Source organism: Streptomyces exfoliatus, assembly GCF_000725545.1.
Classification (GTDB): Bacteria; Actinomycetota; Actinomycetes; order Streptomycetales; family Streptomycetaceae; genus Streptomyces; species Streptomyces exfoliatus.
The window spans coordinates 1-22,757 of the sequence record NZ_JNZP01000024.1 but is presented as its reverse complement, the minus strand read 5'-3'; the positions used below and the strand labels follow the sequence as shown (position 1 = coordinate 22,757).

16 protein-coding genes are annotated in these 22,757 nt (G+C 70.4%); 2 read left to right on the top strand and 14 right to left on the bottom strand.

All coding sequences use genetic code 11. The features are described from left to right. Positions 1-2 precede the first annotated feature (2 nt). Together IO20_RS0126330 and IO20_RS37745 are read right to left on the bottom strand one after the other, a co-directional pair. On the bottom strand, positions 3-1,910 hold the full coding sequence (locus IO20_RS0126330; RefSeq protein WP_030555497.1) for a sensor histidine kinase: 1,908 nt from the start codon (positions 1,908-1,910) through the stop codon (positions 3-5). Positions 1,911-2,410: 500 nt separating this feature from the next. Next, positions 2,411-4,117, bottom strand: a complete 1,707-nt coding sequence (locus IO20_RS37745) for a serine/threonine protein kinase (RefSeq protein ID WP_051874849.1) — start codon at positions 4,115-4,117, stop codon at positions 2,411-2,413. A gap of 213 nt (positions 4,118-4,330) precedes the next feature. On the opposite strand from IO20_RS37745, the gene IO20_RS0126320 reads away from it, so the two are divergent. Continuing rightward, complete coding sequence (locus IO20_RS0126320; protein ID WP_030555493.1) at positions 4,331-5,656, top strand: flavin-containing monooxygenase; 1,326 nt, start codon at positions 4,331-4,333, stop codon at positions 5,654-5,656. A 156-nt stretch (positions 5,657-5,812) separates the two neighbouring features. On the opposite strand, the gene IO20_RS0126315 is transcribed toward IO20_RS0126320, so the two are convergent. From IO20_RS0126315 to IO20_RS0126290, 6 genes are all read right to left on the bottom strand, one after another. Further along, positions 5,813-6,940 (bottom strand): tryptophan dimethylallyltransferase family protein, encoded by a 1,128-nt coding sequence (locus IO20_RS0126315; RefSeq protein WP_281181679.1) that lies wholly within the window; start codon positions 6,938-6,940, stop codon positions 5,813-5,815. 225 nt (positions 6,941-7,165) lie between these two features. Further along, the gene (locus IO20_RS0126310) at positions 7,166-8,524 is read right to left on the bottom strand and encodes a cytochrome P450 (RefSeq protein ID WP_030555490.1); all 1,359 of its coding nucleotides are present in this window, start codon (positions 8,522-8,524) and stop codon (positions 7,166-7,168) included. Positions 8,525-8,529: 5 nt separating this feature from the next. Beyond that, positions 8,530-9,132, bottom strand: a complete 603-nt coding sequence (locus IO20_RS0126305; RefSeq protein WP_030555488.1) for a GTP-binding protein — start codon at positions 9,130-9,132, stop codon at positions 8,530-8,532. Beyond that, positions 9,107-9,484, bottom strand: a complete 378-nt coding sequence (locus IO20_RS0126300; RefSeq protein ID WP_030555487.1) for a DUF742 domain-containing protein — start codon at positions 9,482-9,484, stop codon at positions 9,107-9,109. Before IO20_RS0126300 ends, IO20_RS0126305 begins: the two co-directional genes overlap by 26 nt. Continuing rightward, positions 9,481-9,882 (bottom strand): roadblock/LC7 domain-containing protein, encoded by a 402-nt coding sequence (locus IO20_RS0126295; RefSeq protein WP_030215995.1) that lies wholly within the window; start codon positions 9,880-9,882, stop codon positions 9,481-9,483. The genes IO20_RS0126300 and IO20_RS0126295 overlap by 4 nt, the downstream gene beginning before the upstream one ends. After that, entirely contained in the window at positions 9,879-11,045 is a 1,167-nt protein-coding gene (locus IO20_RS0126290; protein ID WP_030555485.1) for an ATP-binding protein, read from the bottom strand. The genes IO20_RS0126295 and IO20_RS0126290 overlap by 4 nt, the downstream gene beginning before the upstream one ends. Positions 11,046-11,403: 358 nt before the next feature. Between IO20_RS0126290 and IO20_RS0126285 the strand changes: the two genes are divergently transcribed. Next, a complete protein-coding gene (locus IO20_RS0126285; protein WP_030555484.1) occupies positions 11,404-11,937 on the top strand; it encodes an EF-hand domain-containing protein in 534 nt (177 codons plus the stop codon). 13 nt (positions 11,938-11,950) lie between these two features. Here IO20_RS0126285 and IO20_RS0126280 read toward each other — a convergent pair whose 3' ends face one another. The 6 genes from IO20_RS0126280 to IO20_RS0126255 form a co-directional block, all read right to left on the bottom strand. After that, complete coding sequence (locus tag IO20_RS0126280) at positions 11,951-12,856, bottom strand: SAM-dependent methyltransferase (protein WP_030555483.1); 906 nt, start codon at positions 12,854-12,856, stop codon at positions 11,951-11,953. 80 nt (positions 12,857-12,936) lie between these two features. Then, positions 12,937-14,043, bottom strand: a complete 1,107-nt coding sequence (locus IO20_RS0126275; RefSeq protein WP_030555482.1) for an NAD(P)-dependent alcohol dehydrogenase — start codon at positions 14,041-14,043, stop codon at positions 12,937-12,939. Between the two features lie 2 nt (positions 14,044-14,045). Continuing rightward, positions 14,046-15,449: an aldehyde dehydrogenase family protein gene (locus IO20_RS0126270; RefSeq protein WP_030555481.1), complete on the bottom strand. Its 1,404-nt coding sequence runs from the start codon at positions 15,447-15,449 to the stop codon at positions 14,046-14,048. Positions 15,450-15,457: 8 nt separating this feature from the next. Beyond that, a complete protein-coding gene (locus IO20_RS0126265; protein ID WP_211270426.1) occupies positions 15,458-16,213 on the bottom strand; it encodes a (5-formylfuran-3-yl)methyl phosphate synthase in 756 nt (251 codons plus the stop codon). 224 nt (positions 16,214-16,437) lie between these two features. Then, positions 16,438-16,884: a hypothetical protein gene (locus IO20_RS0126260; protein WP_030555479.1), complete on the bottom strand. Its 447-nt coding sequence runs from the start codon at positions 16,882-16,884 to the stop codon at positions 16,438-16,440. 109 nt (positions 16,885-16,993) lie between these two features. Next, on the bottom strand, positions 16,994-22,757 hold a 5,764-nt coding region (locus tag IO20_RS0126255; RefSeq protein WP_281181678.1), incomplete at its 5' end, for a golvesin C-terminal-like domain-containing protein.

The following is a 22,757-nucleotide window of genomic DNA, read 5'->3' as shown; positions in this document are numbered from 1 at the left end:
ATCTACTCCTTGTGCGCGTCGCCTGGACGCAGCGATTCATGGGGGGCGGGCTGGGACTCGGCGAGACCGATGCCGCGCTGGAAGGCGGCCATCAAGCCGGGGTCGTGCAGGGTGTGCTCCTCGGGCTTGCGGGCCGCGGGCTCGTCGCGCAGCTGCGGGACGATGTGCTCCTGGGCGCGCCGCTTGGGAAGCAGGGGCCTGCCGGTGGCCTCGGGCGCCGGGGGGAGCGGCGTCATGAGGGAGGCCGGCGGGCTTGTGTGTTCGGCGCCGGCCGACCGGGCCGGTATCGCGGGGGTGCGACCGGAGTCCGCGTACCCGTCCGACCGCTCGCTCGTACGGGGAGGGGCGTACGGGCCGGAGGCGGGGGTCTCCTCGTGGCGGACGGCGGCCCGCTCCGGGGAGGGCGCGGGCTGCGGTACGTACGCGGGGGCGACCGCGCTCATGGCCGCGGGCACGGGCGCCTGGGGGTGGGCCGGTGCCGTGGTCGGGGCGGGCATGGGGGCCGGGGCGGTGACGGGGGCGGTGACCGCGGGCGCGGGCTGCGGCGGGGTGTGGGGCTGTGGCTGCCCGGTCTGCTGGGGCTGCATCTGCACCTGGTTCGGCGGTACCGCGGCGGAACCCGCGGTCGCGGCGGCCTGGCGCTCGTGCTGGGCGAGACCCTCGGGGTCGGCTCCGAGGAGGCCCTGCGGCAGCACGAGGACGGCCTGGACGCCGCCGTAGATGTTCGACTGCAGTCGTACGGCGATGCCGTGCCGGCGTGCGAGCGCCGAGACGACGAAGAGGCCGATACGGCCGTCCTGCAGCAGATGCGCGACGTTGACCTGGTCGGGGTCGGCGAGCAGGGCGTTCATCTTGTTCTGCTCGGTGACGGGCATGCCGAGACCGCGGTCCTCGACCTCGATCGCGAGGCCTGCCGTGACGTACTGCGCGCGGAGCAGCACCGTGGTGTGCGGCGCGGAGAACAGCGTCGCGTTCTCGACGAGTTCGGCGAGGAGGTGGATGACGTCGGCCACGGCATGCCCCCGGAGCGTACCGTCGATCGGAGGTACGAGTTTCACGCGTGGGTACTGCTCGACCTCGGCGATGGAGGAGCGCAGCACCTCGGTCATGGTGACCGGGTTGGACCACTGGCGGCGGGAGATGGCGCCGCCGAGCACGGCGAGGTTCTCGGCGTGCCGGCGGATGCGGGTGGCCAGGTGGTCGACGTGGAACAGGCCCTTGAGCAGCTCCGGGTCCTCGACCTCGTTCTCCAGCTCGTCGAGGAGCTGGATCTCTCGGTGGACGAGGGACTGCAGGCGCCGGGCGAGGTTGACGAAGACCTCGACCTTCTGTTCGTTGCCGACGCTGCTGGAGAGCCGGGAGGCCTGCACGACGGCCGCGACGGCGGCCTCGTGCGAGCGCGTCAGCTCGTGGGAGAGCAGGTCGAACTCGTCGCCGGAGGCGGCGCCGGCCGGCGGCGCGGGGCGGGGCGGCAGCCCCTCTCCCCTGCGCAACTGTTCGACGACCGTACGCAGTTCGCTCTGGCCGCGGGCGCTGGTGCGACGCAGGGCGTTGCAGCGGTCGAGCACCGCCTTCGCGGCCCGGTCCGCGCCGAGCGCCGCGGCCGTCACCGAGGCGACGGTCAGGGCCGCGGCACCGGTGAGCGCGGCCCAGAGGCCGGGGGTGGGGCTGGCGCCGGTGGAGCGGATGGTGAAGAGGACGGCCGCGGCCCCGCCCAGTGCCACCGCGACGGCGGGGAGCACGGAGGTGCGCAGGAGTTGGGGGCGTATGCGGGCTTCCGTCGTGTGCTGCGCGGAGGACTGCGCCGGGGGTTTGGTGCCGCCGCCGGGAGCGGAGCGGGTGCCTGACCGGCCGTGCCGCCCGCCCTCGCGTCGATCTGGTCGCGAGGCGGGTGCGCGAAGTTGAGACATGAGTGTCCTTGGTACGTGCCCAGGAATCGGCGTACTGCGGTGCGTTCGGGGGGTGTGGACGACAAGGGTGCGATGAGCCTACCGATGATCAGCAACCACACACTGTAGTCGTCAACCGTTCATGTGCGGCGCGCAGTTGGCAAACTTACCCGGAGATCGGCCCGGTCTGGTATTGCCCTCGTACGGCAGGCCGAGAGCCTTTGGCCGAAACCCGATGTCAGAACGTGGGAGGGCCCTCGGACACCCGGAACGGAAGAAGGCGGAGGCGTCCGCACGCCTCCGCCCTCCACAGAAACGGTCCCCGACCGGAATCCCCCGGAGGGGTGCCGATCGCGCGGTCCGCTCATGACGTCAGGGCGTCCGCGACGCCTCCGGCACATCCCGGCCGCGTCCGCGCGGGGTTGGCCGTACACCTGCCCCGTGCCCGCGCCGGCGTTCTCTTCGCTGATGCCGCGCACCCCCGCCGAGGGCCCGCTGGTGACCGTCGGTGAGAGAGCCGGTCACGTACGCCACAGCCCCCACCCGGCGCTTCCGCAGGCGAGCTGCAGGGCCTGTTCCATGTCCCCGCCGCCCTCACGCACCGCTACGCACTTGGCGCTGTTGCGGCTGACCAACTGCCAGGCTCGGTGGGATCCGTCGTAGCGGAACGTCCAGAACTGGTCGGCGAAGAGTCCGTTCTCGTTCCCGCACAGGTACTGGGTGACCAGCGCGCCCTCCTGCTTGCGGGCCGCGTCGACGGACATGCACTGGCCGCTGGCGCCGTTGCGGATCGAGTAGACCGTCCCGCTGCCGCCGCTCTCCTTCGTGAGTTCCCAGAACTGCTCGGGTCCGCCGTTGCACCGGGCCTGGACCAGGCCCTCGGCCGCCTGGGTGCTGCCGTCGGGCACGGCCAGGCACATGCGGCTCGCCGCGTTCGTGAGCCGGATCCATCCGGTCGGCAGCGGAGGCGGCTGAGGCGCCGCCGTGGGAGTCGGAGTGGGTGTGGGCTTCGGAGTGGGCGTAGGCGTGGGCTGGGGCTTCGGCGCCGGGGTGGCCGGCCGCTCCGAGGGCGCAGGCGGGGCGCCGGTGCTCGCGCTGACCGACGGCGAGGCGGTGGTGCCGGGTCCGGTGGAGGACGGGCCGGCGGAGGACGGGGCGGCCGAGGGTGGTGCGAGGGAGGATGGCGCGTTCGTGCCGGTCGTGGCGCTGTCCGGCGTCTTGGCCGCACGGCCCGCGCCGGCCCCGTCGAAAGGCGCCAGCTGCCAGACCGCGACGGCGATCACGGGCACGGCGAGTGCGGCCACCGCTCCGGACACGAGGGCTCTCCGTCTTCGCCGGGGCGGGGTTGGAGCGACCACGTCCGACGCGGCCGTGCCGGTCACCGTCGCGGCCGCCGCCGTGGCGCGGATCGACCGCAGTCGGCGCGCGACCTCCCGCGCGTGGTCCGGCCGGTCCGCGGGGGCCTTGGCCAGCAGCTCCGCGACCAGCGTGTCCAGTGCCGCCGGGAGCCCGGGCCTGAGCGCGCTGGGAACCGGCGGTACGGCCGTGGTGTGCCGTACGCACAGTTCCTGCCACTCCTCCCCCGGGAACGGCAGGTGCCCCGTGCACAGTTCCAGCAGCATGCAGCCCAGCGCGTACAGGTCGGCGCGTCCGTCGACCCCTTTGTCGGTCCAGCGCTCGGGCGCCATGTAGGGGAGCGAGCCGATGATCGTGTGTTCACTCGTCAACCGCGGAGCGCCGGGCTGCTCGACCTGCTCGCGGGCGATGCCGAAGTCGAGGACCTTGGCGACGTCGGACGGCGTGATCATCACGTTCGCCGGTTTGATGTCCCGGTGGATCACGCCCGCGTCATGCGCTGTGGCCAGTGCGTCGCAGACCTGCGCGGCCCACGCCAGCGCGGTGTCCAGCGGCGGCGGCCCCTGCTTGAGGACGGCGGACAGCGGCGCTCCTTCGATGAGCTCCATGACCAGGTAGAGCGTGCGCTCCCCTTCGCGGTCCGTCTCGCCGAAGTCGTACACCGTCGCGATGTTCGGATGCGGCAGGTTGCCGTTGAGTCTGGCCTCCCGCACCATCCGCAGGCCCTCGGCGGACGACCGCGGCACGCCCAACTTCACGGCGACGACGCGCTGGACCTGCGGGTCGTACGCCCGCCAGACCACCCCGAATCCCCCGGCGCCGATCCGTTCCTCCAGGCGGTACCGGCCCGCCAGGACCTCACCCCGTCGCATACCGCCCCCCAGCGATTGACGTGGCGTCAGCATACGCCGCGAGGTCGGTCATCCGTGCGACCCGGTAGCCTGCCGCCGTACGCGACGGCGTGACAGGTGTGGCGGGTGTGACCGGTGTGACAGGTTCCCCGCGGTGTTGCGCGTGTGAGGCGTAGGGCACGTGGGCAGTGAATGATCGTTCGAGTGAAGAGCGTCTGTTCTGTGGGAGAAACCTTGAGTGTGTGCGTGATCGGTGCGGGGCTGTCGGGACTGGCGGCCGCACACGCTCTGGCGGCCAAGGGGATCGACTTCGTCTGCCTGGAGCGGGCGGTCGACGTCGGAGGGATCTGGCGGCAGCCGGGGGCCGGTGAGCCGGGGCCCGGATACCAGTCGCTCCACCTGAACACCGCCAAGCAGCTCACGGGGTACACCGAGTTCCCGATGCCCGACGCGTACCCCCTCTACCCGCGGCACAGCGAGGTGGCGGCCTATCTGCGCTCCTTCGCCGAATGGGCGGGGGTGCTGGACCGCGTCGAGTTCGGCGTCGAGGTCGTGTCGGTGCGGGAGCCGGCGGGCGACGAGGGCGACAAGGGCGACGACGCGTCCTGGACGGTCGTCAGCCGGGGGGCGGACGGGGCCCTGCGGTCGCGGCGGTTCGCCCATGTCGTCGTCGCCTCGGGGCACAACACGGTGCCGACGCTGCCGAAGCCCGCGCCGCCCGGTTCGGACGGGTTCGCCGGCAGGATCCTGCACGCCCTCGACTACCAGGACGGGTCCGACTTCGCCGGGCAGCGCGTCGTCGTCGTGGGCCTCGGAGCGTCGGCGGTGGACATCGCCACGGACCTCTCCCGACATGCCGCCCGCACCGTGCTCTCGGTGCGCCGGGGACTCCACATCGTTCCCAAGCAGCTCTACGGCATGTCGGTCGACGAGATGGCCGAGGTGCCGTGGTTCACCGCCATGTCCCTGCCCGAGCAGGTCGAGTTCGCCGAGAACGCCCTGCGGGTCGCACGGGGCAAGCTGTCCGACTACGGCCTGCCCGAGCCCGACCACCCGCTCTTCTCCTCCCCCGTGACCATCTCGGACGAGATCCTCAGCCGCATACGGCACGGCGCGGTGACGCCCAGGCCTGGGATCGACCACCTCGACGGCAGGCGGGTGGTCTTCACCGACGGGACCTCCGAGGAGGCCGACGCGATCGTCTACTGCACCGGCTACCGCATGGACTTCCCGTTCCTGCCCCAGGGATGCCCGGTCGGACCCGGCGGGTCGGTCGAGCTGTACCGGCGGATCGTCGCTCCCGGCCGGCCGGGGCTGTACTTCGTCGGCCTGGTCCGCCCGATGGGCGCGATCACACGGCTCGTGGAGGGCCAGACGCACTGGGTCGCACGCATCATCGACGGCGAGGTCACCCTGCCGGACGCGGACGCGATGCGCGAGGAGATCGACACGTACCTGGGCGGCATCTCCGCGCGTTACGGCACGGCGGAGGGCGGCACCTCGATCCAGGTCGACGTCGGCCCCTACCTCCAGGAGATGCGCGGGCTCCAGAGCGTCTGAGGATCGCGCCGGGCTCCCGGCCCGGCGGCCCCTGACGGTGAAGCCCCCGGTGGATGTCCACCGGGGGCTTCACCGTGATTCACGGTCGGGGGCCGCTGGGCCATGTCCGTCCGGACACGGCTAGGTCGTGTCCGACCCTGATCCGCCGGACACGACCTAGAGCTCCGCCCCTACCTCCGCCGGCGCGCGGCGCCCCTGCTCCGTCGGCGGTCGGACGGCGTAGGCCTCCGACGAGAGGTACGCGGTCACCCGGGGCGGATGGCCCTGCTGGTGGGCGAGCGCGAGGTAGGCGATGAGGCCCACCCCGTCCTCCGGCCGCCGCGTGGTGAGCGCGGACAGCGAGCCGACCAGCGGGGCGGGGTCCATGCCGTGGGTCCGCAGGACGTCCACCGCCCGTTCGAGGACCTCGCCGTCGTCGCGGGCGTAGTCGCGCACCGGGATGTGGACGGTGAAGCCGCTGGGGCGGCCGGTCTCCGTCTCGGTGAAGGAGTGACAGGAGAGCCCCGGCCGCCGGTCGAGGTCGTCGGTGGCGGCGGTGGCCCGGAAGAACTCCTGGATCTCCGCCGGTCCCGGGCCCGAGCCCGTACGGGACAGGCCGCCCGCCTCGGCGGCCGACAGGTCGAGGTGCCGGGCGTAGACCTTCACCCGCGGCGTCTCCCACCGGCCCAGGTCCAGGGCGAGGAAGGGGTGGCCGTCGGCCTTCGGCAGCGCCGCGTACGCCCGCTTGTGACCGAGTCGGCGCAGAGCCTTCCTCACGGTTTTGGCGGAACGTTTCACCCCTGACGCGGCCGGATTCAGGTACACCTTGACCCTGGGCACGCCGCCGGGCACCAGCTCCAGCGCGATCCAGAGGGCCAGCGGACCCTTCGGCTGGGCCGGGAAGAACAGGTCCTCGATCTCGTCGAGCCGTTCGGTGGAGAAGTCCCAGCGCCGGGCCATCGCGCGGACGACGTCCAGACCGATCCGGCCGTTCTCCACCCGGGTGTCCGCGCCGCAGCCCGGCTCCACGAGCACGCGCAGCACCGGCGCCCGGCCGGGGCTGAAGGAGAGCGAGTACTCGACGGGGGTGTGGTCGTCGGACAGGAAGGTCCGCGTCGGGGGCGGCAGGGCCAGCGACCGCTCGGCGGCCGGGCCCAGCGCCTCCACCAACGTCCGCGCGTACGCCTCCGTGTCGTCCGGAGAGAGCTCCGCGATCTCGCAGAGGCGTACCAACTGAGCCCGGGTGAAGGCGCCGAGCGTGCCGGCCGGCGGATCCGGGGTGATGTCGGGCAGCAAGCCGGTCACCGGCTCCCCGCCAGAAATCGGGGTGCGCATGAAGATACCCGCCGGCAAGGGCGGGTATCCCGGTGCGCAGCGACGCCGGATGGTGGCTCTGACCAAGCGGTGTCGGTGGATATGTGGTCCACGACAGCTCCTCTGCCTCTTACGCAACACTGATACCGCGGTGATCACTACCCACATGATCGAACAGGTATGCAGAGGAGAAGGAGGCGATGGAGGTTTCGTGGATCAGTTGGTGAGCCAGGACAGGAACTGGCTCCAGCGGCCCTTCCGTTCGCCCTTGCCGTCCCCGCCCGCCTGGTCACCGGACGCGCCGGACGACGAGCCGGCCGCGCCGGACCTCGCCTCGCCGCGAACCGAGGAGGGGACGGGGGTGAACTTCGCGGGCAGCGCGGCCAGGGCCCGGTTGAAGGGGCCCGGACGCCAGCTCAGGCTGTCCTCCGGAACGGCGAGTTCGACGTCCGGCAGCCTGTTGAGCAGGTGCTCGATGGCCGTGACGGTGATGTGCCTGGCCGGCTCCTTGGACGGGCAGCCGTGCGGTCCGGCGCTCCACGCCAGGTGGGACCGGTTGTTGCCGGCCGTACGGGCGGCCGTGAGCGCGAGGCCCGAGTTGGCGGCGGCGAAGCTCACCAGCATCAGGTCCCCGGCCCGCACCTTCTCTCCCGCGAACTCCATGTCCGAGGCCGCGTAGTGGGGCGCGTAGTTCGACATCGGCGGGTTGCCCCACAGCGTGTCGTCGAGCGCCTCCCCGATCAGTCCGCCGCCGTCGGCGTAGCGGTCGTCGGTGAGCAGCCGGTGCAGGGTGTTGCCGAGGAGGTTGCGCAGGGGTTCCGCGCCCGCGCCGAGCAGCAGGGAGAGCTGGTCGACCATCTCCTGGTCGGTGAGGTTGGCGTGATGCTGCATCAGCCAGGAGGTGACGTCGTCGCCCGGCCGGCTCCGCTTGAGCGTGACCAGTTCCTGTACGGCCCCGAACAGTACGGCGGTCGCCTTCTCGGCGTTCACGCCGTCGAACATGCCCGTGATGCCGAACAGCACCCGGTCGCCGACACCGGCCGGGCAGCCGAAGAGTTCGTTGAAGACGAACAGCGGGAGCTGCTTGGCGTAGTCGCCGAGCAGGTCGGCCGAGCCGCGGGAACCGAACTGGGAGATCAGGTACTCCGAGATCCGCTCGGTGCTCCGGGCCAGCCGGTGCGAGTCGACCCGGGCCATGCTGTCCGTGATCGCCTGGCGCAGCCGCAGGTGTTCACCGCCGTCACTGAACATGCAGTTCTCGCGGTAGGCGAGGAGGGGCACGACGGGGCTGTCCCGGGGGACCCGGCCCTCGTTGAAGTCCCGCCACAGGCGCGCGTCCTTGCGGAAGGACGCGGAGTCCTGGAGCAGGTGGAGGGCCGTCGCGTAGTCGGTGACGAGCGTGGCCTCCACGCCGGGGGCCAGCTCGACGGGCGCGGTGGGCCCGAAGTGGCGCAGGTAGGCGTAGTACGCCTGGGGGTCGGCGGCGAACTCCGGTCCGTGCAGCGGGACGCGGGCGCCCGAGGCGTGGGCGGGGCAGCCGGGCGGGGGCACCGGGGCGGGGGTCTGGGTGTCCATGTCGGCTACTGCTCCTGTCGGGCGCGGTCCAGCAAGAAGCGGACCAGGGTGGTCAGTGCGTCGGCGGACGACTTCTCGTCGCGCGCGTCGCAGGTGACGACGGGGGTGTCGTCGAGCAGGTCCAGCGCCTCGCGCAGCGCCGCCTCGTCCCGCAGGGGCGAGCCGTCGAAGTGGTTGACGGCGATGGCGTATTCGAGCCCGTACTGCTCGATCAGGTCGATGACCCCGAAGGAGTCCGCCAGCCGCTCGGGGTCGACGAGGACCAGCGCGCCGAGGGCCCCGCGCGCGAGGTCCTGCCACATCTGCACGAACCGCTGCTGGCCGGGGGTGCCGAACAGGTAGAGCACGATGCGGTCGCTGATGGTCAGCCGGCCGAAGTCCATGGCCACCGTGGTGGTGGTCTTGCTGCGGACGCCCTTGAGGTCGTCGACGTGCTCGGCGGCCTGCGTCATCCGCTCCTCGGTGGTCAGCGGCTCGATCTCGGAGATCGAGCCGATGAACGTGGTCTTGCCCACCGCGAAGTGTCCGACGACGAGGATCTTCACCGGGATCTGCGAAGCCCCGCCGCGTACGTAGTCCTGCTCACCCAAACTTGGAGCGGAGACCATTCAGCACCTCCTCCAGGATTTCCCGGTCGGCGAGGACGGCCCGGCGCACCGGCGAGCGGGTGACGAGGTAGCCGCCCTCGGCGAGGGCGGCGAGGAGGATCTTCACCACGCCGAGCGGCAGCCGGGTGTGACCCGCGATCTCGGCGACCGACAGGTAGCCGGCGGCGCAGATGTCGAGGAGCCGCTGCTCCTCGGGGGAGAGCCGGGTGGGCCGCTGGCCCTCCTCCGGCGCCACCGTCACCAGCGTGATCAGGGAGAGCTGCTCCTCGTCGGGCAGGCCGCGTCCCTTGGTGATGACGTACGGCCGGACCAGTTCGGCGGCCTCCGGCTCCCAGTCCTCGCGTCCCGTCATGAGCGCGTGCCGAGGTTCTCGCGCGGCGGCGTCATGAGCACCTTGCCGAGCTGGCCGACGAGCTGCTGCATGCGGAAGGTGATGTCCGCCATGTCCACGTCCGGGGACGCGGAGACGCCGAGGTAGGCGCCCTCACCGGCGGAGATCAGGAAGACCCAGCCACCGTCGAACTCGACCAGGGTCTGCCGCCACTGCGCGCGCGGGTCCTCGCAGAAGAAGCCGAGGGAGCGGCTCAGCGACTGCACGCCGCTCATCGCGGCCGCGACGCGGTCGGCGTTGTCCTTGTCGTAGTCGTTCGACCGGGCCATCAGAAGGCCGTCGGCGGATATCAGGACCGCGTGCAGCGCCCCGGGAATCTCCAGGGCGCTGTCGAGCATCCATGACAGATCGTCGTTCACGAGACCTCATGTCCTTCGCTGCTTGCACGAGATGTGCTGCTCGTCCGGTCCGGCGCCTCCGGGAAGGAGGCCCGGCCGGACTGCGTGCCTCGCTGGAAGGCACCCATGATCGCCGCCGCTTCGGCGTCGGAGCGGCTCGGAGCCTGTGCGGGCGTATCGCTGGGAACGATGGCCATCGGCCGCTTGCGGCGCCGCTTCGGCAGGCCGTCGCTGGTCGAGGCGGGCACGGGCACGGCTTCGGGCCCGGCCGGGTGCGGTAGGGCGGGAGTGGTCGCCGGCGGCGCCGTCGGCTTCTGCACGGGCACGCTGGTGAGCAGCTCGTGCGGCAGCAGGACGACCGCGCGGACGCCACCGTAGGGGGAGGACGAGTCCACGGACACCTCGAAGCCGAAGCGCTCGCACAGGACGCCGATCACGGCGAAGCCGAACTGCGGCGGGTTGCCGAGTCCGGAGACGCCGGTGACGCGGTTGCTGGCGAGCAGGCCCTCGGCGCGGGCCCGCTCCTCGTCGCTCATGCCGACACCCGCGTCGTCGACGACGATGCACACGCCCTTGGGGACGGTGCGGGTGTTGATCTCGACGACGGTGTCCGGGCTGGAGTAGCTGGTGGCGTTGTCGAGGAGCTCGGCGAGCGCCAGTGCCACGGGTTCCACGGCGCGGCTGGTGATGCCGAAGTCGACGCGGGAGAGGATCTCCACGCGACCGAAGTGCCGGATCCGGCCCTGGGCGCTGCGGACCACGTCGTACACGGACGCCGCGTCGCGGTGGCGGCCGAGCCAGCCGTCGCACAGCACGGCGATGGACTGCGCGCGCCGGCCGAACTGGGAGTTGGTGTGGTCGATCTCGAGCAGGTCCTGGAGCATGGCGGACTCGCCGTACTTGCTCTGCAGCCGGGACACGACCAGCTGCTGTTCGGCGGCGAGGCCCTGAAGCGTCCGCATCGCGGACTTCAGGACGGTCTTCGTCGCCTCTTCGGCCTGTTCCTGCGCCGTCTCGACGGACTGTGTGTAGTGGTTCTCCAGGTCGGAGTAATGGCTCCGGAGCCCACCGATCTGCCGCTTCAACGCCTGGGCCGCCTTGCGCTGGCGGACGATGACGGCGATGGCGGCGAGAACGAGAAGCGACAGAGCCCAGAGCACCGGGTTCTGTATGTATTCCGTCATAAGACTCTCTTCAGGCGACCGACGGTCAATTGCTGAATTCCCGTCAATTGGGTGCACCGGCGGATCGCCCGCATCGGGACGCCTGCCCGGAACACCCCTGAAGTCCGAGGTGTCGTCCTGCGCTCATCCGCCCGCCCCGCTTGCGCGCAGATCGTATCACTGTGCGATTAAGTGATTGTCCGTCAATAGACGCGTGGACCAGTCCAGTCGGACGCCTGTCCGCCGAAGAGAGGCGGAGTTACTCCTTCCGGTTGACGGGGACCGCCTCACCGTCACGCCTGCCTCCCCGCACCGTTGGGCAGGGCCACTCATTCAGCCAGGCCCGGGACCGCCGGGCCGCGAACGACAGGTGACAGGAATGCGAACCGAAGCCGCCAAGCGGGTCGAGCTGGTCTTCTCCCTCTTCGACGCCAATGGCAACGGAGTCATCGACTCCGACGACTTCGACCTCATGACGGGCCGGGTTCTGGAGGCGGCCGTCGCATCGGACGCCGGCGCCAAGGCGGCCATCCGGGCCGCGTTCCGCCGCTGGTGGACGACGCTGGCCATGGAACTGGACGCCGACGGCGACGGCGTGATCACCCTCGACGAATTCCGTCCGTTCGTGCTCGACCCCGAGCGCTTCGGCCCCACGATCACCGAGTTCGCCGAGGCGCTCGCCGCACTCGGTGACCCCGACCGGGACGGTCTGATCGAGCGCCCGCTCTTCGTCTCGCTGATGACGGCGATCGGCTTCGAGGTGGAGAACATCCACGCGCTCTTCGACGCCTTCGAACCGGACGCCGAGGACCGCGTCCTCGTCACCACCTGGGCCGCCGGCATCAAGGACTACTACGCGCCGGACTTGGCCGGGATCCCCGGCGACCGGCTGGTGACCGCCCGGGCCGTCTGACAAGCCGCGGCCGTCACGGCCGCGGCTTGTGCGCGAACACCCACCGGTTCCCCTCCAGCGCGTCGTTCGGCTCGGGGAGGGGACCGCGTCGGTGCAGGCGGCTGAACTCGAAGGGCGTACGCATCGAGGTGGACCAGCCCCTGGCCGCCAGGGCCCCGGTTGAGTCGGGCCGTGGGCCCAGGTCGAAGAGGCCGAGCAGGTCGATGCCGATCTGCTCGCGCGTCGCCGTGTAGAGCGGGCTGTCGCGGTACGCCAGCAGGTCCTTCTCCAGCTTGGCCTCGAAGGCCAGCGCGCTGCCTCCGGTCGTCAGCCGGTCCACCGTGTCGACGAGGTACGTCTCGGCGGCGCCCGGCAGGTAGAAGAGGAGCCCCTCGGCCAGCCAGACGCTCGGCACGGCCGGGTCGAAACCGGCGGCGGTCAGCGCGGACACCCAGTCCGCGCGCAGGTCGACCGGCACGGGGACGCGCTTCACCCTCGCGGCGGCCGACAGGTCCGTGAGCACCCGCTGCTTGAAGGCCAGCACGCTTGCCCTGTCGATCTCGAAGACCACCAGGTCGGACGGCCAGTCCAACCGGAACGCGCGTGCGTCCAGGCCCGCGCCGAGGAGGACCACCTGCCGGGCGTCCGTGCGCACCGACCGGAGGAGGAAGTCGTCGAGGACCCTGGTCCGCAGGCCGAAGTAGCGGGCGAACCGCCCCCACAGCGGGTTTCCGTCGCCCTCCGGGACCTGTTCGATGCGCACCGGCCAGTCCGCGCATGCCGGGGCGGCGCGCACGAAGTGTTCCGCGTAGACGTCCTGGGCCAGGCTGTCGTGGCGGTGGGTCTCGATCGCCCGTGCGGCGGCGACCAGGAGGGCGGTGAGGCCCACGCCTCCGTCCACACCTTCCACGTCCGTCTGCTGATGCGCCGTGCCGGCCATGTGTCCTCCGTGGGCGGGAGTGAGGGTTTCGGGGTCTCCGCTGGTCGGACGGGGTGGGCCCGGGGTGCCACGCGCCTCGCTCATCGGCTCTTCCTCTCCGGGAGCAGGACGGGCTTGACCACGCGGCCCGCGTCGCAGTCGCGTTCGGCCTCGTTGATGTCGGCCAGCGGGTAGGTGCGGATCAGCTGGTCGAAGGGGAAGCGGCCGGCCTGCCACAGCCGGGTCAGCCGGGGTATCAGGAGTCCCGGTACGGCGTCCCCCTCGCAGATGTGGCGGATGCCGCGGCCCCGGTCGAGGGTGCCGGGTTCCAGCGACAGCGCGGTGTGCAGTCGGGCCACCAGGCCGAGGCTTCCCGTGGGGCGCAGCGCTTGGAGCGCGGTGTTGATGAGCGGGGCCGAGGCCGTGGTGTCCAGGGCGTACTGCGCGCCGCCGCCGGTCAGCCGTCGGATCCGTTCGGGCAGCCCGGCCGTTCCGGCGGGCAGCGGGATCGCGCCGAACCGTTCGGCCAGGGCGAGCCGCTGGGGATGCCGGTCGACGGCCACGGTCAGGGCGCCGGCGGCGGTGGCCGCCATCACCGCGGCCAGGCCCACGGCTCCGGCGCCGAGGACCGCCAGGGTGTCGCCGGGGCCCGCTCCGAAGGTGTTCAGCACGGCTCCGGCGCCGGTGAGGAAGCCGCAGCCGAGGGGCCCGAGCAGTTCGAGCGGCAGTGCCGGGTCGACCCGGACGGCGTTGCGGGCCGGGACGAGCGCGTACTCGGCGAACGAGGACTGGCCGAACCACCGGGGGGCCAGCGCCTTCCCGGCCGCGTCGGTGTGCCGCGGCGGTTCCTCCTGGCGTCCTCCGAAGAGGTTGAGGGAGGCGAAGGAGTCGCAGTAGGCGGGGGCCGCCCCGAGGCAGTTCCGGCAGTGCCCGCAGGAGTCGAAGCTCAGCACGACGTGGTCACCCACGTCGAGCGCGGTGTCGGGGCCGCCGCCCGTCCGCACCACGACCCCGGCGCCCTCGTGCCCGAGGACGGCCGGCAGCGGGCTGCGGCCGGCGGAGCGCCGGACCGCGAGATCGGTCCGGCACATCCCCGCGCCCGCGATCTCGACCAGGATCTCGCCGTCGTCGGGTTCCGTCCGCAGGGTCACGTCCTCGACCGTGAACGGGCTGTCGTACGAGCGGAGTACGGCCGCCTGGAACCTCATCGTCACCCCTCCTCCGGGCGGTGGACGACGAACGGCCGGAGGTTGCCGTAGAGCCCCCACGGTCCGCCCGCGACGCCGACCCCGCTGTCCTTGACGCCTGCGAAGGGCTGGTGGAGGGACAGTTCGGCATGGTGGTTGATCCAGGCCGTGCCGCATTCCAGCCGGTCGGCCACCGCCTCGGCCCGGTCGAGATCGGTGCCCCACACGGAGCCGCCGAGGCCGAAGCCGGTGCCGTTGGCCGCGTCGACGGCCTCGTCGAGGGTGCCGTACGGCACCACCGGCAGCACCGGTCCGAACTGTTCCCCGGTCACCACCGGACTGCCGGGCGGGACGTCGGTGAGGATCGTGGGGGCGAAGAAGTATCCGGGTCCGTCCAGCCGGTGGCCGCCGGACGCCGCCCGGGCGCCGTGGGCGAGGGCCTGCTCCGTGATCTGTTCGACCCGGGCCAGCTGGGGGGCGTTGTTGACCGGTCCCAGCCGGGTTCCCGGATCGAGACCGGGCCCGACGGTGACGGCCTTCGCGCGCCGGGCGAGGGCTTCGACGACCTCGGCGTGGAGCCGGGCCGGGACGTAGACGCGTTTGACCGCCATGCAGACCTGACCGCAGTTGCGGAACGCCGCCCAGAACAGCCGGTCCGCGATCCCGTCCACGTCGACGTCGTCGAGGAGGACGGCGGCGTCGTTGCCACCCAGCTCCAGGGTGACCCGGGCGAGCGAGGCCGCCGCCGCTCCGGCTACGGCCCGCCCGGTGGGCACCGAGCCGGTGAAGGTGACGTGGCGGATGCCCGGGTGGGCCGCGAGGCGGGCACCGAGGGGTTCGCGGCCGGTGACGACGGTCAGTACGTCCTCCGGCAGGGCGGTGGCGAGGAGGGAGCCGAGCAGCCGGGTGGCGAGCGGGGTGAACGGCGACGGTTTCAGGACCATGGTGTTGCCCGCCGCGAGCGCGGGGGCGAACTTCGCCGCCGCGAGCTGGAGGGGGAAGTTCCACGGCACGATGGCGGCGACGGGCCCCAGGGAACGCCAACGGATCTCGCTGCGAACGGGCCGGCCGTCGTCGATCCGGCGGGTCCGGGGCGCCAGCTCGGCGAAGTAGCGCAGGCGGGCCGTCGTACGCGCGACCTCCGCGTACGACTCGGCGAGGGGCTTGCCCTGTTCGCGGGTGAGCAGCCGGGCGAGGTCGTCGCCCGCCGCGTCCACGGCGTCGGCCGCGGCGAGCAGGGCGCTGGTGCGGGCGGCCTGGTCGGCGCGCCAGCCGCCCCAGGCTCGGCGGGCGCGGGCGACCACCTCGTCCAGCTCGGCCGGCTGCTGGTCGGGGGCCTCGTCGAAGGTCTCCCCTGTGGCCGGGTCGACGACGGGGAAGCGTGAGGACCGGCGTCCGGGGACGCCGTCGGCCTCGGGCGTCGGCATGCCGGCGGTCAGTTCACGACGGGGGCGTCGGCGGCGTGCTCCCTGGCCTGCCGGTCCATCTCCGCCCGGAAGGCGGCCACCAGGTGCGGCTGGATCCGGCCGGCGTTGCGGTCGCCGCCCTCGCAGACCGCTCCCCGCACGCCCACGATGTCCGTGCCCATGCGGGTCAGCGGGCCGAGGTCGGCCCGCGTGACGCTGCCCGCGAGGGCCGCGAGCAGACCGGAGCCGTGGGCCAGCCGCACGAACTCGGCGCAGACCTCCGGAGGAACGTGGTCGAACAGCCGCGTCCCGTCCTTGATGGCGGTGTCCAGCATGGCCGCGTCGGCACCGGAGCGGGCGGCGATGTCGGGCACGGCGAGCGGGTTGACGCAGCCGATGCGGTGGGCGTCGGCGTAACCGGAGGCGACGACGAGCGCGTCGGGGCGGTGGTCCTTCACCGCGCGGACGACCCCGCGCATGACCTCGATGGCCTGGTCGGGCGTCGTGCAGCCGTAGAGGCCGACCTTGATGTACGTGGCGCCGGAGACGACCGCGCCGAGCGCGGCCTGAGCCACCGTGCCGGGCTTGTACGGGACGTCCCCCACGGTGGCGGACACCGGCTTGTCCGCCGGTACGGCGTCGCGGATCTCTCGGATGACCCAGGGGAAGTTGGCGCCGAGCGAGCCCTCGTCGGGCTTCTTGACGTCGACGATGTCGAGGTGCTCCGCCGCCTTCGCGCAGTCGCGGGCTTCCTCGACACTGTCCGGGGAGATGAGAAGCAACACCATGAGCTCCTTCCGCCGCATGCCCTGCCCGAGGGACGGGGACGCGGACGCGGATCGCCTGGTTCATGTGCGGTGCATGTGTGGTGCGGCTGTGCGGTCGCAGATGTGCGGTGGGCTCATCATTTCCCGCTCCCCGTGGACACCGGTAGGGCGCGCGGAGATCCCATGGGCGCTCAGCCGGCCCACACCGTGCGCCGTACATAGCGGGGCGAACCGACTTCCGCTCAGGGGCGGTCGGGCTCGGATTCGCCGTTCAGCTCGTCCAGCGTCGCCGGATAGTTCTCCTTGAGCATCTGGAGAAGGGCCTCACCCGCGACCGGGCCGCAGAACCGGCGTGCCCTCAACAGGATCTCGCGGCTGCGCAGGAACTGCTCATACACCTCGAAATGCAGCGCGTTCTGTACGTACGCGTTCGGGTTCCTGGCCAGTCCCTCGATGAAGTCGAAGCACGGTGTCAGAACGTCAGGTCGGGGCGGATCCTCCGTCAGGCGGGGGAGGAGAACCGGACGCACGAAAGCCATCGGGAGGAAGTCGAAGAGATCGGACTCCTCATCTGGCCAGGCTTCGAAACTCGATCGCTGCGGCTCCGGAATCCGCCGCAACACCTCGGCGGCCTGCGGCACAGTCCGGAGGTACGCCCGAACGACGTCCGCGAACTCGATCTTCTCCAACTGTCTCTCTCCACGGTTCCTGAAATGGCGACGCGATGGCGCATGGGGCGGGGCCCATCGCGCCGGATGCGCGATGGGCCCCATTATTTCGGTGTTTCAGCGAGAGGGCCTACGCCTGGCAGTAGATACCCCTGGGGCCGCAGGGCCCGGTGTCCTCAGGATAGAACGGGTCGGTCGTATTGTCCGACATGCCAAGGGGGTCGACCACGTCCTTGAACAGCTCCCACGCGCCACGCTTCCAGCCGTACTGCCGCACGTAACTGGGTGCCTGCGCGGCGCTCGCCACGCCGCCGACGACACCGAAGGCCTTGTATCCGCCGCTGAGCTTCGTGGGCTCACCGACCGGCCTCGGAGCTGCCTTGGGATGGTGCTGCTCGAAGGCCTGGCCCGTGATGTCCGCCATGGCCACGGACTTGATGATGTCCTCCCGGTTCTTCGTGATGGCCTTGAGCGTCTCCGGGTGGGACTGCACATGGGCGGTCGCGGCACCCGCTACGTCCTTCGCGTTGAGCGCGTTCCACAGGTCGGCCGCCTCGCTCTTGGCCACCTTGAGGTCGGCGTCCGAGAGGATGCCGTTACCGCCGCCCACCCGGGCCTTCCGGTCCTGCTCGAGAAGGCCCGCCAGTCCCTTCAGCTTGTTGGACGCCTTCTCGGCATGCCACTTACCCACCGGCTTACCCGTGTTGTACTCCTGGATCAGCGCGGTGGCCGTCCGGCCGTCGCCCTGGACGTCGGAGTCCTTGACGAAGTCCCGTGCGTAGAGTTCCTCGACGATGTTCTTCAGGTCACCGTTCTCCACCGCGGGCATGTGTGCCCGCGGCTTGGCCATACCCGGGTTGGCGTTCGTCGCGCAGACCAGGCACCAGGCACCGGCCGTGCTCGCGCCCCCGCCGCAGACGTCCATGATGCCCTCGGCGCACGGCAGGTGCCCGTCGAGCTCCACCATGCTGGTCGGGTTGCCACCCGCGAAGGCGTACCGGTTGCCGGTGAACGGATCCATGCCGAGGTTCATGTCGGAGAGGGCTCCGCTGTACATGTCCCGCGTGGTGAAGCGGTTCAGGCCCGGGTTGTAGCTCCGGAATCCCATGTCGTACGTGCCGGACTGGGCGTCCCAGCGCTTGGAGTTGTACCGGTACGGGTTGTAGGCCTCCTTCGTGGGATCGGCCGCGACCGGCTTGTCGATGCCGGTGAACTCGGCCTTGTCGTCCTTTCCGTACGCCGTGTACCCGTAGGTCGCCTTCGTGTCACCGCTGCTGTCCGTCAGCGTCTCGACGTCGGTGTGGCTGTTGTAACCGTAGTAGCCGTCCTCGGTCGTGCCGTCGGTGTTGTGCTTGACCTGCGACAGACGCTGGCCCGACGGGCCGTACTGGTACGACTTGGTCACCGCGTTCGCGACCTTCTCGTCCAGGATCTCCGAGGAGAGACCCCGGTACGCGAACTTCGTCGTCTTGCCGTCGGCCGTCTTGGACGTGGTGCGGTCCAGCGGGTCGAACGTGTACGTGGTGGACTTCAGCGCGCCCGTGTCACCCATGGTCTGGGACTCGACGAGACGGTCGAAGCCGTCGTACACGCTCCGCTCGATGACCTGTCCGTCCGAGGTGACGGACTCCTGGCGGCCGAACGGGTCGTAGTTGTACGAGAACGTGGCGTTCGGCGTCGTCATGGACAGCAGCCGGTTGCGGTCGTACCCGTACGTGGAGGTGACGTCGTCGACCGTCTGGCTGACGACGTTGGCGTTGTCGTCGTGGACGTAGGTGTCCGTGCCGGCGCCGTTGCCCGTCTTGACCGACTTGGCCAGCCGGCCGGCCGGATCGTAGGTGTAGGCGGTGGTCGATTCGAGGTACGCCGCGTGGTTGTCGGCGTTCATCTTCTTCGCGACGTCCTGCGCCTTGCTGCCGTTGGGGTCGTAGGCGTAGGCGTGCGAGGAGACCAGCGTGCCGTTGGCCTTCTTCTCCGTGATCGACTTCAGCGCCGCGTCGAGGTAGTACGTGTGGTCGACGGTGTTGCCGTTGGCCTTCGTCTCCTTCAGCGGCATGCCGCGGTCGGTGTACGTGTACGACGTCACCTTGGGCGAGGGGTCCGTGGACGTCTTGCCGACGGACACGGTCGCCACGAGGTCACGCAGGTCGTACGTGTACTTCGAGAACTGGTCGGGGTGCGACACCGTCTCCGCCTGGCCGTTGATGTCGTACGTGTACGACGTCGACTTCTGCTCCTGGCCGGACAGCGCCTCGGTGACCTTCTGAATCTGGTTGAGGCCGGTGTAGGTGACCGTGTAGCCGTCGACCGCCGCGCCGGACGAGGTGTCGTCGACCTTGGTCATGTTGCCGTTGACGTCGTAGGAGTAGACGAGGGTCTTCTTCTCCGTGTCCGCCGGCCCGCCGCTCGTGTCACGGACGAGCTTCACGCCGTCGGCGACGACGGTGCCGCCGCTGTTCTGGAACAGCTGCAGGCGGGACGCGTTGCCCTGCTTGAAGGGGTGGGCGCCCAGCGAGACCCAGCCGCCGGCGTTCGCCCTCTGGTCGACCGCCTTGTCGACCGTACCGGTCGAGTGGGTCAGGGTGTACTTCGCCGTCGAGGCCGCGCCCGTCACCTGCGGGTACCGCACGTACACGTCGTACGTACCGTCCGCCGGGATGTTCAGCGTCCACGTGAAGGCGTCCGTACCCGCGCCCGCCGCATGCGTGGCGTGGTCGTAGCCCTGCTGACCGGTGATGTTCCCCTTCGCCCAGGTGCCGGTCGAGGAGGTGTTCTGGGTGTCGGAGTTGTCCGCGAGGACGACCGACTTGCCGACCGGTACGCCGTCGTCCGAGCGGGACTTCAGCGAACCGTCCGGGTAGTACGACCACGTCATCGTGCGGTTCGAGGAGCCGCCCGCCGAGGTGAGGGTGCGCGTGGTCTGCTGACCCATCGTGTCGTAGTCGTACGTGGTGACGATGTCCCAGGGGTCCTTGGCCGACTTCACCAGGCCGTTGTCGAAGTAGCCGTAGGTGGTGTCGTTGCGGACCGTCTCGCCGTTCGACGGCGGCAGCGAGGTCTTCGCCGTCCTGCCGACCGCGTCGTACTGGGTCTCCCGGTAGACGTCCGCCTTGTTGTAGCGGGCGTCGCTCGGGTCGTACGGCTGGTACTGCCGGACCGGCCGGTTCAGCTCGTCGTACGTCGTTCGGGCGGTGAAGGCCTCGGTGCTGCCGGCCGCGGTCGCCCGCGGGGTGAGGACCTTGGTGATGTTGCCGACCTGGTCGTACTCGTACTTCGTCGTGCGGTACGTGATCGGCGAGGTGCCGTCGTGCGGGACCTTCACCTCCTTCCGCTTGCCACGCTCGTCGTAGGCGACGGTGGTGACGTTGTTCTCGGCGTCGGTGGTCGAGACGACCAGCGAGTCCTTGTCGTAGGTCTGCGACGTCGTCTTCCCCGCCGCGTCCGTGGCCGAGGTGACCCGGTGGGCGAGGTCGTAGGTCGACTTGGACGTGTAGTCGGTGGTGTCGGCGGTCGCGTTCTTCTTCGGGTCGATGACCTTGACGACGTTGCCGACGTTGTCGTACTCGTACGAGAGCTTGGCGCCCTCCGCGTTGACCACGGAGGTGAGCTGGTAGATCTCGTCGTAGTGGCTCGTGGTGACGTGGTCCGTCGCGACGGACGTGGTCAGCGTGCCCTTGGGCTCGGTGACCGTCTTGACGTTGCCGACCTTGTCGTAGGTGTACGAGGTGGTGCGCGAGGCGGTCTGGTTGTTGGCCGGGCCGGTCGCCGCCGTGATCTGGTCCGTGACGTCGTACACCGCGGTGGACACGGAGCCGTTGGGGGCCGTCGACTTGGTGATGTTGTCGTTGGCGTCGTACTCCGGCGCCGGAATGGTGATCACGTCGCCGGCGGCCTGGTCCTTCGGCACCGTCCTCGTCAGGGGACGGCCGAACGTGTCGTACGTCTGCGTGGTCTTCTTGCCCAACGCGTCGGTGACCTCGGTGACCTGGCCACGCGCGTCGTAGACGTACGTCGTCCGGTGGGACTTCGCGTCGGTGATGCCGTGCGGGTAGCCCGTCGGACCGAAGTCGCTGTACGTCGTCGGATTGCCGTTGGGGTCGGTGGCCTTGGTCAGCTGGCCGTAGGAGTTGTACTCGTACGAGGTGGTGTAGTCACCCGCCGTCGTGGTCGAGACGCCCTTGGGGTCGGTGACCGTCTTCAGGTTGCCGAAGGCGTCGTAGCCGAACTCCCACGTACGCCCCTCAGGGGACGACTTGCGGAACAGGTCGGCGGAGTATCCGTCCGCGCGGGTCTGGTACTGGAACGTCGCCGCGTTCGCCGGATACGTGCCGGGGGCGCACTCGGACTGCGCCGGGACGCCCGCCTTGTTGTGCTCCGCGTTGCGCTGCCAGAGCGGGAAGCCCGTCTTCTGGTCGTAGCAGTAGGCGGACTTGGCTCCGTTGGCCTCCTCCAGGTACGTGACGTTGTTGTCCGCGTCCCAGCTCATCTTGGTGGTCTGGGACTTGGCGTTGGTCGTCTGGACGGGGCGGCCGAAGTCGTCCGCCACGTAGTCCGTCGCGTGGTTCTCCGCGTCGGTGACCTTGGTGTCCGTGAACTTGCTGTTGACCGCGTTCACGGCATACGCGAAGCCCGTGGTGCCCTGGAGGCGGTCAGTGATCGTCTTGGTCCACCAGTGGTACTTCGGGTCGTCACCGGCCTGCGGGGCGTAGTACGCCATCGAGCTGGCGTTTCCGCGCGGGTCGGTGGCCTTGACGAGCTTGACGTTCTTGTTGCCCTGAGTCGCGTCGTAGGTGAACCGGAAGTTCTTCGGCTGGGCGGAACCCACACCGTCGGTGAACTGACCCAGCAGACCCTTCGTCGTGTAGTAGAAGCCGATCTTGCGCCCGGAGATGTCCGTGACCGACTTGATGTGGTCGTAGATCTTCGAGTTGGTCAGGTTGGTGCCGCTGACCTTGGCGCCCGAGTCGTTGATGTACTCGTAAGCGGCGTCACCCTTGCCGTAGTAGTCGACGGTGAGCGTCTGACGGCCGGACGGGTCCGTGATGTAACGGAGGAACTTCGTCGGCTTGTTGTTGGACTTGCGTTCCTCGTAGGTGTAGGTCTGGGTGTTGCCGTTCTGGTCGATCGCGGACGTCAGGTAGCCGTCGCAGCCGAACACGAACCGCGAACCGTCCGGACGCGTCATCGTCCAGGCGTCGGGGATCGGGTCCTTCAGCGGCGTGCAGTCGAGGCCGGCCTTGGCCGTCAGCTTGTAGTGGACGCCCGCGGGGGCCTTCCAGACGCTGTTCACACTGTCCCAGCGGAAGACGTGGGTGGTGCCGTCGCCGTCCGGGAGACGGATCTCCGTCGGGTGCGGCTTCGGGTGGAACTCCAGCGGCGCGCCCAGCCGGACCGGGCCCGCAGCCTGGAACGACCAGCCGTGACCGGCCACCGTGTCCGAGGTGTCGAGGCTGTTGTACGCGACGCGGAAGAACGTGTTCAGGCCCCGGCCGGGGTTGGTGAACGCGTTGTACGTCCAGACGCTGTTGCCCGAGGACAGGTTGTTCATGACCGTGAGGCCGGCGCCGGTGTTCTTGCCGGTGTAGGAGTAGAACTTCTCCAGGCCGAGCTGGTTGGAGGTGGGGTCCTCCACGGCCACGTTCTGCTTCAGACCGGGGATGCCGGAGGTGCCGGACGTCCAGGTGCCGGTGGTCTTGTTGTAGACGTCCCAGGTCAGGACGTAGTCAGTACGCTTGTTGCCGTTGTCGGAGTTGATCGGGGTCTTCACCACGGCCTGGAGATCGACACTGTCACCAGGGGCGACGGCCGACGGCAGAGCCGTCTGGACCTGGTTGCCGCCGGTGGTCACGTCGGTGCCGTCGGGCAGCGTCCACTTGTAGCTGAGGACGTGATCC